Source organism: Flavobacterium chryseum (genome assembly GCF_004362015.1).
Lineage (GTDB): Bacteria > Bacteroidota > Bacteroidia > Flavobacteriales > Flavobacteriaceae > Flavobacterium.
Window position 1 is genome coordinate 390423 of the sequence record NZ_SNWW01000001.1, and the last position, 16601, is coordinate 407023.

The 16601-nt window shown below is 35.6% G+C and carries 12 protein-coding genes; 7 read left to right on the forward strand and 5 right to left on the reverse strand.

The window, feature by feature from the left end; translation table 11 throughout:
- Positions 1 to 154 precede the first annotated feature (154 nt).
- Positions 155 to 1255, forward strand: coding sequence for a DNA-processing protein DprA (gene dprA / locus EV143_RS01690; protein WP_133506646.1), 1101 nt, complete (start codon positions 155 to 157; stop codon positions 1253 to 1255).
- A 78-nt stretch (positions 1256 to 1333) separates the two neighbouring features.
- Here the strand turns inward: dprA and trpS are convergent, their stop codons facing one another.
- A complete protein-coding gene (trpS, locus tag EV143_RS01695) occupies positions 1334 to 2308 on the reverse strand; it encodes a tryptophan--tRNA ligase (RefSeq protein WP_133506257.1) in 975 nt (324 codons plus the stop codon).
- A 187-nt stretch (positions 2309 to 2495) separates the two neighbouring features.
- On the opposite strand from trpS, the gene EV143_RS01700 reads away from it, so the two are divergent.
- The gene (locus EV143_RS01700) at positions 2496 to 3251 is read left to right on the forward strand and encodes a lysophospholipid acyltransferase family protein (RefSeq protein ID WP_133506258.1); all 756 of its coding nucleotides are present in this window, start codon (positions 2496 to 2498) and stop codon (positions 3249 to 3251) included.
- Positions 3252 to 3801: 550 nt separating this feature from the next.
- Here the strand turns inward: EV143_RS01700 and recA are convergent.
- The 4 genes from recA to EV143_RS01720 form a co-directional block, all read right to left on the reverse strand.
- A complete protein-coding gene (recA, locus tag EV143_RS01705) occupies positions 3802 to 4809 on the reverse strand; it encodes a recombinase RecA (RefSeq protein ID WP_133506647.1) in 1008 nt (335 codons plus the stop codon).
- A 175-nt stretch (positions 4810 to 4984) separates the two neighbouring features.
- The gene (locus EV143_RS01710) at positions 4985 to 5494 is read right to left on the reverse strand and encodes an acyl-CoA thioesterase (RefSeq protein ID WP_133506259.1); all 510 of its coding nucleotides are present in this window, start codon (positions 5492 to 5494) and stop codon (positions 4985 to 4987) included.
- A 110-nt stretch (positions 5495 to 5604) separates the two neighbouring features.
- Entirely contained in the window at positions 5605 to 5988 is a 384-nt protein-coding gene (locus EV143_RS01715) for a DoxX family protein (RefSeq protein WP_133506260.1), read from the reverse strand.
- Between the two features lie 7 nt (positions 5989 to 5995).
- A complete protein-coding gene (locus tag EV143_RS01720) occupies positions 5996 to 7144 on the reverse strand; it encodes a DNA polymerase III subunit (RefSeq protein ID WP_133506261.1) in 1149 nt (382 codons plus the stop codon).
- A 436-nt stretch (positions 7145 to 7580) separates the two neighbouring features.
- On the opposite strand from EV143_RS01720, the gene EV143_RS01725 reads away from it, so the two are divergent.
- The 5 genes from EV143_RS01725 to EV143_RS01745 all read left to right on the forward strand — a co-directional run bounded on the left by EV143_RS01725 (position 7581) and on the right by EV143_RS01745 (position 16551).
- A complete protein-coding gene (locus EV143_RS01725; RefSeq protein ID WP_133506262.1) occupies positions 7581 to 8033 on the forward strand; it encodes a hypothetical protein in 453 nt (150 codons plus the stop codon).
- A 208-nt stretch (positions 8034 to 8241) separates the two neighbouring features.
- Positions 8242 to 9534 carry a hypothetical protein gene (locus EV143_RS01730; RefSeq protein WP_133506263.1) on the forward strand — a complete coding sequence of 431 codons (1293 nt, stop codon included), beginning with the start codon at positions 8242 to 8244 and terminating at the stop codon, positions 9532 to 9534.
- 102 nt (positions 9535 to 9636) lie between these two features.
- A complete protein-coding gene (locus EV143_RS01735; protein WP_133506264.1) occupies positions 9637 to 10047 on the forward strand; it encodes a hypothetical protein in 411 nt (136 codons plus the stop codon).
- Positions 10044 to 11510 (forward strand): gliding motility protein SprC, encoded by a 1467-nt coding sequence (sprC, locus tag EV143_RS01740; protein ID WP_133506265.1) that lies wholly within the window; start codon positions 10044 to 10046, stop codon positions 11508 to 11510. Before EV143_RS01735 ends, sprC begins: the two co-directional genes overlap by 4 nt.
- Position 11511: 1 nt before the next feature.
- On the forward strand, positions 11512 to 16551 hold the full coding sequence (locus EV143_RS01745) for a PorP/SprF family type IX secretion system membrane protein (RefSeq protein ID WP_133506266.1): 5040 nt from the start codon (positions 11512 to 11514) through the stop codon (positions 16549 to 16551).
- The last annotated feature ends 50 nt before the right edge of the window (positions 16552 to 16601 follow it).

The window sequence follows — 16601 nt, forward strand, 5'->3', positions numbered from 1 at the left end:
ATATAATTAATGTTTTTATAAAATAAATGAGAAATCATTAAAGCATTGTTTTTTGAAAGAATTTACTTCTAATTTATATATTTGCCGTTTCGAAAATCTTCTCGATAATTCGTTTCAGGAAAATATTCGCCACATCAAAACAACAATCAAAACAATGTCAGATCAAGATTTATATTATTTATTAGCCTTATTAAAAATTGATGGAGTAGGAGATATTATGGCCAAAAAACTACTCACGCATTTTGGTACTGCCGAGGCTGTTTTTAAAGCAAAATCCAATCAGATTGCTGCCATAGATGGCGTGGGAACTGTTTTGCTTAAAAATTTGAAAGATCAAACCGTTTTTGAAAGAGCCAATCAGGAACTTCAATTTATTAAAACCAACAACATAAATGTTTCATTTTTTCAGGATGAAAGTTATCCTGATCGCCTTAAACATTGTATCGATTCGCCTGTTTTGATTTTTACAGCGGGAAATATAAATTTAAAAAACAAAAGAATTATCAGTATTGTTGGCACACGACAAATTACTTCTTACGGAACCGAGTTTTGTAGAAAGTTAATTGAAGATTTAGCGCCTTTAGATCCGGTAATCGTCAGCGGCTTTGCGTATGGGGTTGATATTGTAGCTCACCAGTTTGCGATGGAAAATAATCTGCAAACGATTGGCGTTTTGGCGCATGGATTAAATCAAATTTATCCCAAAACGCATAAAAAATATGTGGCTAAAATGGAAGAAAAAGGTGGATTCATAACCGAATTTTGGAGTTCTTCTAATCCTGATAAAGAAAATTTTGTGCGCCGAAACCGTATCGTTGCCGGCATGACGGAGGCCACCATTGTTATAGAATCTGCAGATAAAGGAGGATCGCTTATTACGGCCAATCTAGCAAACGATTACAATCGGGATGTTTTTGCGGTTCCCGGAAGAGTGACAGACAAATACAGTCAGGGTTGTAATGACTTAATCAAAACTCAAAAAGCAAGCGTACTTTCGAGCGCTGCAGACTTGATTTATATGCTGAATTGGGATATAGAAAATAAAGCGAAACCCGTGCAAAAAATGTTGTTTGTAGAACTAGAATTGGATGAACAAAAAGTCTATGATTTTCTATTAAAAAACGGAAAAGAATTAATGGATATTATTGCACTTCAATGTGATTTCCCAATTTATAAAATCTCAGGATTACTTCTAAATATGGAACTTAAAGGTGTTATTCGGCCTTTGCCGGGGAAGTTATTTGAGGCTATATAAAAAAAAGAAGTTGCCACGAATTTCACGAATTAACACCAATTTAATTCGTGAAAATTGGTGTAATTCGTGGCTTATATTTTATTTTCCAAATCCAAGAATGTCTCGAACTTTCGCTAAAACGCCATCAGCTACAACAGAAGCTTTTGCCGCACCTTTTTTCAAAAGTGCATCTACTTCTTCCAGGTTGTTTATGTAATAATTATATTTTTCTCTTTCCGTTTTAAATTTTTCGGTAATTAATTCAAAAAGAGCTTGTTTCGCGTGACCGTAACCGTAATTTCCGCCTAAATAATTTGCTCTCATTTCAGCAATTTGAGCTTCATTTGCCAGTAACGAATAAATAGCAAAAGCATTGCAAGTATCCGGATTTTTTGGTTCTTCAAGCGGAGTACTATCTGTTTCGATGCTCATAACCTGTTTGCGAAGCGTTTTATCATCCAGAAAAATGTTGATAATATTGTTGGCCGATTTACTCATTTTTCCGCCATTTGTTCCGGGAATCAACATACTGTCTTCTTGAATTTTAGCTTCAGGAATTACAAAAGTTTCTCCCATTTGATGATTGAAACGAGAAGCGACATCTCGCGTGATTTCCAAATGCTGCAACTGATCTTTTCCAACAGGAACAAATTCAGCATCATACAGCAAAATATCTGCAGCCATTAACATCGGATAGGTAAAAAGTCCCGCATTAACATCGTCTAAACGATCCGATTTATCTTTAAAAGAATGCGCCAAAGTCAGACGTTGAAATGGAAAAAAGCAACTTAAATACCAAGTCAGTTCAGCCGTTTGCGTTACATCAGACTGTCTGTAAAAAGTAACTTTATCAGGATTTAAACCACAGGCTAGCCAGGCAGCTGCAGTGCTATAAGTATTTTCTCTTAATGTTTTTCCGTCTTTAATTTGTGTAATCGAATGTAAATCAGCAATAAACAAATATGATTCATTTGCCGGATTATTAGATAATTCGATTGCCGGAATAATTGCTCCCAATAAATTGCCCAAGTGTGGCGTTCCTGTACTTTGAACACCAGTAAGTATTTTTGCCATTCTAGTTTTTTTCTTAACCGCGAAGTTCGTAAAGTTTTTTTATAACCGCAAAGTTCGCGAAGTTTTTCGCAAAGTCTGCAAAGTTTATTGAACATCTGAAATATTTTAAAGCTGAATATCTCATTAAGTCTAATATTCTAAAAATCTAATGATCTAAATTTACTTCTGTTTTATTACATTTGAATCTATGAAAGGAATTAAAATTGTTTTTTGGGTCATTTGGCGCATTTGGTTTTATGTTGTGATGGGTATTCCAATATTGATTATGCTGCCATTTTTGCTAGTTTCTATAATAACCGAAAGTGGATATCCCTATTTCTTCAAAATGGCCCGCATTTGGGCTAAATTCATTCTGTTTGGAATGGGTTTTTATTATAAAATCGAACGTTTGCAAAAACTTGAGAAGGGTAAAAGTTACATGATTGTTGCCAATCATACTTCAATGACAGATATAATGCTGATGCTGGCAATTGTTAAAAATCCGTTTGTTTTTGTAGGAAAAAAAGAACTTTCAAAAATTCCTTTGTTTGGATTTTTCTACAAGAGAACCTGCATTTTAGTAGACAGAAGTTCATCAAGAAGTAAAAATGAAGTTTTTAAAAGAGCGCAAGACAGACTTAATCAAGGACTTAGTATTTGTATTTTTCCTGAAGGAGGAGTTCCTGACGATGAATCGATATTATTAGATGAATTTAAAGATGGTGCTTTTCGACTGGCAATAGAGCATCAAATTCCGATTGTACCCATCGTTTTTGCTGACAATAAAGAACGCTTTTCGTATACTTTTTTAAGTGGAAGCCCGGGAAAAATGCGTGGAAAGATATTGCCATTTATAGAGACAAAAGGCTTGACAAGTGAAAACAGGAAAGATCTAAGAGACGAAACAAGGCAATTGATTTACAAAGGATTACTCGAATTTAAAAAAGAAGACTCTAAAAAATAAAAAATTAAAAACCCGGCAAACTTTAAAAGATTGCCGGGTTTTATTTTGAATTAAAACCCCTTTTATATTCAAAATTTATCGGTGTATTATTTTTTCAGAAATGAAACGTAATACTTTTTTAATTTTTAATTTGGTCTTTTTCCGGTTTTTATTCAACAACAGTTCTATCTTCTCTTTCATGATTCAAAACATTAACGGTTGATAATAATGAGTTTATTAAAACTCAAGCTAGTGTCACAATTATAAGAGCATGAAAAATGAAAAAGGTTGCGTTGTAATTAAAAAATTTTCAGAAAAAATAAAAAACCCGTTAGTACCAAAACTTAACTAACGGGTTTTTACTCGAACAAACAACCAAATTCATTCTAAAGCCTTTGATATTCGTATTTATGGCCGATACGATATCAAAAATCTTATGTCTATTATCTAGATATAAATTTTAAAAAAAGGTTGCGTCATTTTTTATTTTTTTGAAATAAAAAACCCGGCAAGTTTTAAAACTTGCCGGGTTTGAAATATAAAGTCTTGATTTAAAAAGACTTTTAAAGCCTTAAGCGTTAGCCAATTCTTTAATATGTGCTTTTATTTTAACTTCTAATTCATCAGCTAATTCAGGATTATCTTTAATTAACGCCTTTACAGCATCACGACCTTGTCCTAATTTTGTATCTCCGTAGCTAAACCAAGATCCTGCTTTTTTAACGATCTCAAATTCAACCGCTAAATCAAGAATTTCTCCTGTTTTAGAAACTCCTTCTCCGTACATAATGTCGAATTCAGCAGTTTTAAAAGGCGGAGCAACTTTGTTTTTAACCACTTTTACTTTAGTTCTGTTTCCGATAACATTTTCTCCATCTTTAATTTGAGAAGAACGGCGAATATCTAAACGTACTGAAGCGTAGAATTTCAATGCGTTACCACCCGTTGTAGTTTCAGGATTTCCAAACATAACACCAATTTTCTCTCTCAACTGGTTGATGAAGAAAACAGTACAATTTGTTTTACTAATAGTTCCCGTTAATTTTCTCAAAGCCTGAGACATCAAACGTGCATGAAGACCCATTTTAGAATCTCCCATTTCACCTTCAATTTCACTTTTTGGAGTCAATGCAGCAACCGAGTCAATTACAACAATATCAATTGCACCGGAACGAATTAAGTTTTCGGCAATTTCCAGAGCTTGTTCCCCATTGTCTGGTTGAGAAATGATCAGGTTTTCGATATCTACGCCTAATTTTTCAGCATAGTTTCTATCAAAAGCGTGCTCAGCATCTATAAAAGCAGCAATTCCACCAGCTTTTTGAGCTTCGGCAATTGCGTGTAACGTTAATGTTGTTTTACCAGAAGATTCTGGTCCGTAAATTTCGATAATTCTTCCTCTCGGGTAACCGTTTACTCCAAGGGCTAAATCAACACCAAGAGAACCTGAAGAAATAGTTTCAACTTCTACAATGGCTTTATCTCCCATTTTCATTACGGTTCCTTTTCCGTAAGTCTTATCTAGTTTGTCAAGCGTAAGTTGTAGCGCTTTTAATTTGGCATCTTTTTCTGAACTCATCTCTTTTTTTTCTTTTTCTTTCATCTAAATTTTTATATTTTTTTCTCTTTCAAAGATAAATCAGAAATGAAATTAGTTCCTGATTTAGATTTTCCTGGGCATGTAATTTTGTAAAATTAGTTCTTTTTTTTGAGGTTTCATTATCTCAAATTGTTCCAAATTGTCACAAATTTTGCTACAAAAACAAAGCCTTTAATTCTGTGGCTTCAGAAGGTTTTATTTTCCCGGCCAATAGTAAACTCAATTGTTTACGACGCAAGGCCGCTTCAAAACGCTGCGTTTCAAGTTCAGTTTCCGGAACAATTGCCGGCACTTCAACAGGTCTTCCTGTATCGTCAACGGCAACAAAAGTATAAATAGCTTCATTTGCTTTGGTACGGTTTCCTGATTCGCGGTCTTCAACCCAAACATCAATAAAAACTTCCATAGAACTTTTGAAAGATCTTGATACTTTTGCTTCAACAGTAACCACACTTCCCAGCGAAATAGCTCTGTTAAAAGCGACGTGATTTACAGAAGCGGTAACCACAATTCGGCGTGAATGTCTTCTGGCTGCAATACTTGCCGCGCGATCCATTCGAGCTAATAATTCGCCACCAAAAAGGTTATTTAAAGGATTTGTTTCACTTGGTAAAACTAAATCGGTTAAAATAGTTAGGGATTCTGAAGGATGTTTTGGATTCATTTTTTTAATGTAAAATTTATTTTTTAGCCACACATTTTACGAATTTCAATGATTTTTTCATCTAAGAAAATAGGTGAAATCTGTAACTTATTTTTTTATAATTTAGGTCGTTAATTCAACCAATAAACAGCCATTACAGCTGGAATAAAATAGATAACAATGGTTCTTGCGCCATCATAATCTTTAGCTAATCGTTGTCCGAAAAGCATCATTAACAAAGAGATACATGAAAATATAGCTCCGTAAAAACCAAACTCGCGACCACTGTTTGTTATTAATTGTATAGCGCCAACAACACTTAAAACTCCCGAAATTAATTCTAAAATGAGAAGATGAAGCAAGGCGAGCGGCACTTGATTTTTTAAGGGTGTTTTAGCAAAATGTCCTGTAAGCCATTCGACATTATCTTTCCAGTAAAATATTTTTTCATATCCGGATTGTAAGAACGTTAAGGCTAAAAAAATTAATATTAAAATTGAGGCAACATTATTCATTTGAAAATTATTTTTTATGAATTAAACGAGTCAGTTTTATAGATAAATCTGTAAGAATTATTTTTGCGTTTCCATTTCTTTCAATGTGATACATTGCGTCAGAAAGTTCTTTAAAAATATCGTGAATGTTGTTTCCGTTTACAAAGGGCGCGAAATTTTCTAATTTGAATTTATCAACTTTTGGTTCAATATAAACTAAGCTTGGAGCTTCATAATTAAGTAAAAGCGCCTGTCGAAACATTTCGATACAAAACTGAATAAATTTTTTCTGGCTTTCGCGGCCAAGTCCCGCAATTTCTTCGCTCCAGGAAATTAAATCCTGAATGGCCGCAGCGTTTCCTTTTGCCCTAAAAGCTGCTCGAACCCAATTGACAAACCATTGCTCAAACGAATATTCTGAATCGTCTTCTTTCAACAAAGACAAGGCTTTACTAAAATTTCCCTGAGCCTGATGCGCAATTTTTTTTGCTAAGTTTGAATCTGTATTTTCCTGAGAAATCAAAGCTTCGGCAATTACTTTTTCAGGTAATCCATTAAAGTGAATGACCTGACAACGAGAACGTATGGTTTGTATAATGTCTTCTTCGTTTTCAGAAATCAAAATAAAAATGGTTTTATCTGATGGTTCTTCAAGAAGTTTTAATAATTTATTTGATGCCGCAATATTCATTTTATCGGCCATCCAGATAATCATGATTTTATAACCGCCTTCGTAAGATTTTAACGAAAGAGATTTTAAAACTTCCTGAGCATCTTCGACCCTGATTTCACCTTGCTTGTTTTGAACACCTAAAATTTTATACCAGTCAAATAATCCGCCGTAAGGCATTTCCTGAATAAAAGTTCGCCAGTCCTGAATAAAATCTAAACTCTTTGGTTTTGTTTTAACATCCTCGGTAGTTACTGTTGGATAAATAAAATGTAAATCGGGATGAGAAATATTTTGAAACTTCAGATTGCAGGCGTCATTTCCGTTTGAATTTTCGTTTCCTGTATTATTGCACAATATGTACTGCGCATAGGCAATAGCTGTTGATAATGTGCCACTTCCTTCAGGCCCAATAAATAATTGTGCATGCGGAATTCGTCCTGAAGATGCACTTTTTATCAAGTGGCTTTTGATGTAATCCTGACCTAAAATTTGTGAAAATTGCATGAAGCAAAGATAGCAGAAAATGATGTAGTCAAAAATTTTCACGAAAAAGTTTAATTTCTGTAGTTCATTTTTGTATTTGTGAAATGGTTTTTAACAAAATTGTTGGTTTTTTTGTCGTTAAGTTTTGTCAATACTGAGGTGTTTTGAATAGATATTAAGATTTTTTTGTTAATAGTTTTTGCAAAAATCTTTAAAATCTCTCTTTTTTTTAAGTACTATAATGCGTAAAGATGTTAATATGTTAAAGCTATTCTTACAAGATTAAATTTTAACAAAATTAACAAAAACTTCGGCAAAACGCATATTTTCTCGACCTACGACTGTTTTTTAAGGTGATTTCAAATTGATTTTTTTAAAAAAGAAAACATTAAAGTTGCGATTTAACATAATTTATATATTTTTGTTTTCATCAACAACCAATTTTTAATAAGAATTTATGAAAGGGAAAATTATTTTTTTAAGTTTATTTTTTATCTTGACAACTGCGGCAGCTTCTGCTCAGGCTAAAAATGCTCCTAGAAGTATCATTAGTACAACAGCTCTTATTCGTAAATACCATGATCAAAAAGAATTAAGTGGTATGCAAAAAGGAGAACTTTTGGAATTGTATATTGAGCGAATTAAAGTTTTAGTTAAAACTCTTCCTTACATTGCATTGGTTACAAAACCTGGCGTTACGATGGCAGACCTAGGTATTCCGGACGATTCTGAACACAAAAAAGTTTTAGACAATCAGGCAGTTGGTACATCAACATTCTTAGATACTACAGTAGAATTTCAAAGAAAAATGATGCCTTACTCTGACAAAGGAAATTTAATTGCAGCTATTTTATTTTACGAAGGCACACTAAAATCGTTACATGAGTTCAATGAATTGAACGAAATGTAATAAATAACAATATTTTAAAACCTTTTTTAAGATGTTTACGTAAATGTATTCGTTTTGAAGAACATCTTAAAAAGGGTTTAAAAAGCAACTCGTTCTCGAAATACTCTGAATAAGTCAGAAAATCGAGATGAGTTTTTATCTTTTACGCATACCTAAATACTAAATACGCATACCCAAATTTATTATTAACCTAATAACACCCTTGATCATGAAAAAATTTACTCAAATTATCTGCGTTCTTTTGACAGTTACAAGTATGAGTGCTCAACAAGAAAAAGGAATTATGGGCTACAACAACTGGTTGAACAACTGGACTGAGTTTAAGCCTAACAAAGTCGATTATGGTGAAGCAAACCAAATTTTAGCAGGAAACATTTCTGTTAATACTAAATTGCTGAAAAAAAACATTTATGTTTTGCAAGGAAACGTTTATGTTACAAACAATGCTGTTTTAACAATCGAGCCGGGAACTTTAATTATTGGTGATTTTGAAACTAAAGGAACATTGGTAGTTACAAAAGGTGCACAGCTTATTGCTGATGGTTTAGAGACTGACCCAATTGTATTTACTTCTAACCGTAGCCAGAAAAAAGCTGGTGACTGGGGAGGAATTGTACTTTTAGGTGACGCTCCAATCAATAAATTTGGTAATGTTGGTTCTTACAACTTCGACCTTGATCCTACACTAACTACTTATGGTGGTGACAATGTTGCAGGAAATTCAGGTATTTTAAGATATGTTAGAATTGAATTTGCTGGTAAAAAAGTTAAAGGTTTTGAACCTTTTAACGGATTAACTGCTTGTGGTGTTGGAAACAAAACAATACTTGAAAATGTTATGGTAAGCTACTCTGGTGGTGATTCATATGCTTTCTTTGGTGGTGATTTGAATGCTACAAAATTAGTTTCTTACAAGTCAATCAACGACGATTACAAATTTACACAAGGTGTACAATGTCGTTTATATAACTCTTTAGCTGTTAGATCTTCTTACTTATCTAGTAACAAAGATGGCTCTCGTTGTCTGGAAGTAAAAACATACGAAAAGAAAGCTGAAACAGATTTTACTAAAAAAACTACTTTAGTTGTTGCAACAAACATTACAATGCTTAATGATAGTGAAAACATCAATGCAGATATTCAAGCTGGTTTGGTAAAAGAGGCAATTTATGTTGCTGAAACTGCTTCACTAGAAATGAAACGTAGTGTAATCTCTGGATTTAATCCTGCTGTTTTATTAGACAGTAAAACAGAGATTAACGATGCTAATCTTAAGAAAATCAAAATTGAAGAAATGTATTTCAACCTATGTAAAGGAAATATCTTTACAGAATACAATTCTAACAATGAAGATTTAGAGAGCTGGTACGGAAACCCTGTGTTTTTCAATGTTATGTCACAAAGTGATAACAAAGAAACATTCATTGACATCTACAATCCTAAAAAACCAGATTTCAGATTACAGTTAGGAAAAATTACAGCATCTAGCGGAAACAGATAGATAAATAGATTTAGATTTTTATTTCAGAGCGTAAATTTTATTAATAAAGTCCCCAGACACAATTTATGTATCTAAAACGGACTAAATAAAGATCAAAATATAATGGCCCCAATAAAAAAATATTTTATTTATACGATATTTTTGGTTTCGCCTATAACGTCATGTCTATACGCACAGAGCACAGTAAAGCCTACAGTTTCTGTTAACTCTAACTGCGAAACGACTACGTCTATTCTTAACCAAAAGAATGATATAGCTGATGAACGTATCAGCAAATTAGATAATTCTAATCAGTTTATAGTAGGGCTATCTATCCCCAAAGGTAGCCTTGCTATGGCAGCTGGTTTGAACAATCAAACGACGACTTCAGAATGTGATGAAACATCATTGGCTGGTTCTTATTCTGCCCTTGCAAAGGACATAATTGAGAACTATAGATATGATTTTTCTGAAACGTTTATTGATATTTTGTTTTTTGAAAATATAGATTTAGCCCGTAAACGCACTATATGATTCAAAAAATTACTCTAAGTTTTACTAAATTTTTACTTTTATTTAGCATATTATTACTTGCTGAACCAAGTTTGTATGGTCAACCACCAACGATTGTACCACAGACACTTTCTTTTCCTAGAATTTGTGCTGGTCTTATTGTTAATGGTGCTCCATTTAACGAATATAATGCCACCTTTAGTTATGTAAATTTTCCTGCTGGAACTACTTTTGAAGTACAACTTTCAGATGAGTTAGGAAGTTTTACTACTCCTGTGAGTACTACAAAAATTTCGTTTGTAGATAACCCAACTTTGCAACAACAAACTATAAAGTTTGCTATTCCAACTAATCTAAAGGGGTCTGACACTCATAGTGTCCGCATAATAAGTAGTCTGGCAACTGCTTCTCCTAGTTCTAAGTTTAGAAATTCTCAAAATGTAACAGAATTTCCTGTTTATTACAGGACGTATGTTGAGTCATTCACAATTAATGATAAAAGTCTGACGGCTTCTTTTTGTTCAGGTGGAAGTATGAGTCTTTCAGTTGATAATTCAACCCCAACGTCGCCATCTCCCAGAGATTTTTCAAATCTAAAATACAAATGGTTTAAAGATGATGTTGTAATTGCAGGACAAAGTGGTATAACGTTAGTTGTTAATGCTCCTGGTGTTTATTATGCACAAATAGATTACGGTGGATGTCTTGATGAAAACTTTAGTTCAAACCGTGTTACTGTTACTAGTTCAAACTCTGGAGCTTCAGGTACAATCACTTCAAGTTTAGGAAATCCCTTTTGTTCTAACGGAACCGGAACGGTTTTAACTGCAACTTCAGGAAATTCCTATAAATGGTTTAAAGACGGAACTGAAATTAATGGAGTTACAACACGCAGCTACACAACAAATGAGTCAGGACTTTATACAGTTGATATTGATTTCGGCGGTTGTAAAGCGACAGGAAATATAAACCTTAGTAGTAATGGTTTTAACGCAAGTATAGACATTGATGAAGAGACAGATATTGCTGAAGGACAAACTATAAACGTTTCCGTAACAACAGACGCTACAGCTCCTACTTTCGAATGGTATTTGAATGATAATCTAATTGCTGGTGCAACATCAGAAACGTATCTGATAGCCGTAAGAGGTAAGTACAAAGTGAAAATTTCTCAGGCTTCCGGATGTATAGCGACTAAAGAATTTAATTTTATAGTTAGAGGAACAGGTACTTCAACAGTAATTCCAAATATAATTAGTTTAAGCGGTTTAAATCCATACTGGAATATCCCAAATGAATACAAAAATGCAGACACCAAGGTAATGATAATAAGTTCAAATGGTGATATGGTTCTGGATGTCGTCGATTATCAAGGCGATTGGCCCCAGACCACAATAGATTTTAAAAATGTAAATCCAGTATATTACTATGTCATTAAAGGTGATGCAGGTGAGAAAAAAGGATCAATAACTGTGATAAGATAATATGAAGAAAATTTTACTATTCATAACTTTATTTTACGGTTTTTCAAATTTACTCTATTCCCAGGACACTGAGAATGGAGTTGTTTCGTTTTCGTTACCTATCAGAAATTCATTAAAGTTTAATAGATATTTAATTAACCCGGCATTTAGTTTTGTTCGTGAGCAAAATGCTTATTTAAGTTTTTATAATAAAAGACAATGGGTGCAGTTTGAGGACGCACCAAATACGTATTTATTCAATTATTCAGGTCGTTTTAGAGAAAATGAAGCCTTTGCTTTTGGGCTATTCCAACAAAACTATGGTCTAATGACCGTTTTTGGCGGAGTTGCCAATTTTGCACATAATATCGTTTTACAACAAGACAGTAATTTAACTTTTGGTTTAAATGTTGGTGCCTACCAAAGTGGTTTAGACAAAGGAAAAATAATATCTGATGATGAAACTCTTTTGACTGGTGAATATCCGTCAAACACAATGCTTACTGTAAATCCCGGAATTAATTACGGAACTGCTTTTCTGGATTTCGGAGCATCTGTAAACAACTTAATCCTTTACAATTTTGGTTCAGGAGTAGTAAAAGACGATCCGGAAAGAGCTATCGAATTGCACGCAATGTATACAGGATATATTGATAGCTACGGTTTTTTTGAACAAAGTAAATTTTCTGCCATAGTAAAAACAGAAATTAAATCTGAAAAAACAGTTATCTCAGGACTTGCTATGATCTCTGTTCCAAAAGGAGTATGGGCACAGGCCGGATATAATACATTATATGGAGTTTCAGCAGGACTTGGTTTTAATATTACACCAAGTATTGCTATAGAATACAACTATGAAAGAGGAATGGGGAATTTCACCAATTTGGGAGGTTCTCATGAATTTGCAATTGCTTACAAATTCAAAAACAGAAATTACTATTATGGAGATGAAGAAGAAGGTTCGCTTATAGATCCTTCTAAACCAAAAGCGGTATTAGCTAAAAAGACAACATCTACAACTCCGGTAAACAGAGTTGATGGAGCTGAAAAAGCAAAATTAGCTGCAGAAGCCAAAGCCAAAGCAGATGCAGAAGCTAAAGAAGCAAGATTAGCTGCCGCAGAAAAAGCGAAAGCAGATGCAGAAGCGAAACAAGCAAAACTCTTAGCTGATAATAAAGCAAAAGTTGATGCTGCAGAAGCACAAAAATTAAAATTAGCCGCCGACGCTAAAGCTAAAGCAGATGCTGCAGCTGCCGCAAGAGCACAAACAGCAACTACAAACAGAGCAGTTGCCGCAGAACAAAAAACACAAACACAATTAGCTGCAGATAAAGCCAGAGCCGACGCTGAAGCCCGCAGAATAAAATTAGCTGCAGATAATAAAGCCAGAGTAGATGCCGCTGCCGCTGCGAGAGCACAAGCAGCCGCTGCAAACAAAGCAGCAATAGCAGCACAAAAAACACCAGCACAATTAGCTGCTGACAAATCAAGAGCAGATGCAGAAGCTGCTGCAAAAGCAAAAGCTGCTGCAAATAATCCAGCAACTACGACTCAAAAAACAGCAGCACAATTAGCCGCTGACAAATCAAGAGCCGACGCTGAAGCTGCTGCAAAAGCAAAAGCTGCTGCAACAAATACTCCAGCAACTCAAAAAACAGCAGCACAATTAGCTGCCGATAAATCAAAAGCAGATGCAGAAGCTTTAAAATTAAAATTAGCTGCGGATAAATCAAAAGCTGATGCCGAAGCTACAAAAGCTAAAACCGGAACAACTGCTAAACCAGCTGAACCACAAAAAACACCAGCAGAATTAGCTGCTGATAAAGCAAAAGCCGACGCAGAAAATGCTGAGAAAATAAGATTAGCTGCTGAAAAATCAAAAGCAGATGCAGAAGCACAACAAGCAAAATTAGCTGCCGATACTAAAGCGAAAGCTGATGCTGCTGAAGCCAAACGTAAAGCAGACGCTAAAGCGAAAGCAGAAGCTGCAGATTTACAATCGATTTTAGCTGCTGATGCCAAAGCAAAAGCGGACTCTGATGCACTTCAGGCAAGACTTGCTGCCGAAGCAAAAGCGAAAGCTGCTGCTGCTGCAAAAACAAAAACAAGTATCGATGCTGCAAACAAAGCGAAAGCTGCGGCCGATGCCAAAGCAAAAGCTGCAGAAAGTGCTGCCTTGAAAGAAAAACTAGCTGCTGATGCCAAAGCGAAAGCAGATGCAGAAGCAAGAGAAGCAAGAATTGCTGCCGATGCTAAAGCGAAAGCCGATGCAGAAGCTGCGGCGAAAGCAAAATTAGAATCAGATGCAAAAGCCAAAGCGGATGCAGAAGCACAACAAGCGAAACTTGCAGCAGATGCAAAAACTAAAGCTGATGCACAGGCTCTTCAAGCAAAATTAGCAGCAGATGCTAAAGCGAAAGCAGATGCAGAAGCACAACAAGCAAAATTAGCTGCTGATGCCAAAGCGAAAGCTGATGCCGAAGCACTAAGAATAAAATTAGCTGCTGATGCCAAAGCGAAAGCCGATGCAGAAGCACAACAAGCAAAACTTGCTGCAGATGCTAAAGCGAAAGCTGATGCAGAAGCACAACAAGCAAAACTTGCAGCCGATGCCAAAGCAAAAGCTGATGCAGAAGCTCAACAAGCAAAATTAGCTGCTGATGCTAAAGCGAAAGCCGATGCAGAAGCACAACAAGCGAAACTTGCAGCTGATGCCAAAGCGAAAGCAGATGCAGAAGCTCAACAAGCAAAATTAGCTGCTGATGCTAAAGCGAAAGCAGATGCAGAAGCACAACAAGCAAAATTAGCTGCTGATGCCAAAGCGAAAGCTGATGCCGAAGCACTAAGAATAAAATTAGCTGCTGATGCCAAAGCTAAAGCTGATGCACAGGCTCTTCAAGCAAAACTCGCAGCAGATGCCAAAGCGAAAGCCGATGCAGAAGCACAACAAGCAAAACTTGCAGCCGATGCCAAAGCAAAAGCTGATGCGGAAGCTCAACAAGCAAAATTAGCTGCTGATGCGAAAGCAAAAGCGGATATGGTAGCTTTACAAGCACAATTACTTGCAGATGCTAAAGTAAAAGCAGATGCAGAAGCAACAGCTAAAGCAAAAGCAGATGCAGAAGCTAAAAAAATACAAGAAGAGGAAGCGCGTCAAGCAAAATTAGAAGCCGATGCAAAAGCCAAAGCAGATGCTGAAGCCTTAAAAATAAAATTAGCTGCCGATGCCAAAGCAAAAGCAGACGCAGAAGCGCAACAAGCAAAACTTGCTGCTGATGCCAAAGCAAAAGCCGATGCAGAAGCACAACAAGCAAAACTTGCAGCTGATGCGAAAGCCAAAGCTGATGCTGAAGCCCTAAAAATAAAATTAGCTGCAGATGCCAAAGCGAAAGCGGATGCAGAAGCACAACAAGCAAAATTAGCTGCTGATGCCAAAGCAAAAGCCGACGCAGAAGCTCAACAAGCAAAACTTGCAGCCGATGCCAAAGCAAAAGCCGATGCAGAAGCGCAACAAGCAAAACTTGCAGCCGATGCAAAAGCCAAAGCTGATGCAGAAGCACAACAAGCAAAACTTGCAGCTGATGCCAAAGCGAAAGCCGACGCAGAAGCACAACAAGCAAAACTTGCAGCTGACGCCAAAGCGAAAGCTGACGCAGAAGCGCAACAAGCAAAATTAGCGGCGGATGCTAAAGCGAAAGCAGATGCAGAAGCACAACAAGCAAAATTAGCTGCAGATGCCAAAGCGAAAGCGGATGCAGAAGCACAACAAGCAAAATTAGCTGCTGATGCAAAAGCGAAAGCAGATGCAGAAGCTCAACAAGCAAAATTAGCGGCGGATGCTAAAGCGAAAGCGGATGCAGAAGCGCAACAAGCAAAACTTGCAGCTGACGCCAAAGCGAAAGCAGATGCCCAAGCTCTTCAGGTAAAACTTGCAGCCGATGCGAAAGCCAAAGCTGACGCAGAAGCACAACAAGCAAAACTTGCAGCTGCTGCCAAAGCGAAAGCAGATATGGAAGCTGAACAAGCAAGATTATTAGCAGATGCAAAAGCAAAAGCAGATGCAGAAGCGAATGAAAAAGCAAAAGCAGAAGAAGAAATCAGACAATTGCAATTAGCAGAAGAAGCTCAACAAGCAAAACTTGCAGCAGATAAAGCAAAAGCGGATGCTGATGCACTTGCTGCAGCAGCTTCAAAAGATGAAACAGCAAAAGCAATAGATAATCTGGCACTTTCATTAGACGCTTCAGGTAAAACTCAAAATGATATATTGGCACAGTTTAATGGAACTGTAGCAAATAAACAAAAAGACCTGAACGACTTGAGAGAAGAAAATGACTTGAGTGAAAAAGGTATATATAAAGAACCAAAACCGTTTAAAAGTGTAGCTGCTGAGAACAGTCAGATGGAAGCTTTAAAATTACAATTAGCTGAAGCAAACAAAACTCAAAAAGATGAAATTGCGAGGTTAACGAATTTATATAACGAAAGACTTAAAAAATTCCCGAATAAAAATGATGCTTTAAACAGAGCTTATTTAGAAAAAATAAATCAGTTAAAAGCAGCTCAGTTAAAAATGGAATTGGATAGCGCAGCATTACTTGCGGATTTAGAACGTATTAAAGCTGAAACTGAGATTGAGAAAAGACGTAGAATTAAACGTGCAGCATACGAAAATGATCAAGGAAGATATGAACAGGATTTGGCTGCTCTTAAACGTATAAAAGAAACAACGAAACCAAGCAGCAGACCATTAACTGCAAGTGATTTTGATTTTGGGGAAGACCAATCGAATATGCAGATTATTAAGAATATTAAAAATGCTGAAAGTGGCTTTTATTTGATTATAGCAGTTCATAGCAGTGTTGAAAAAAGAGATGAATTCTTAACCAAAGCAGTATCTGCCGGACGTACAGATGTGAATTTCTTTTACAATGTAACAACAAGTAAGTATTACATCTATTATGAAAAAGTCGATGGATTGCCAGAAGCTCAAAAAGCAATGGAATCCAGAGGTAAAGAGCCATATAACGGGAAAATGGCTATCGTAAAAGTTGAAAATTAATTATAAAGAGAATAAGTTTCTTAAATATTAAGGATATAAATAAACGTTTT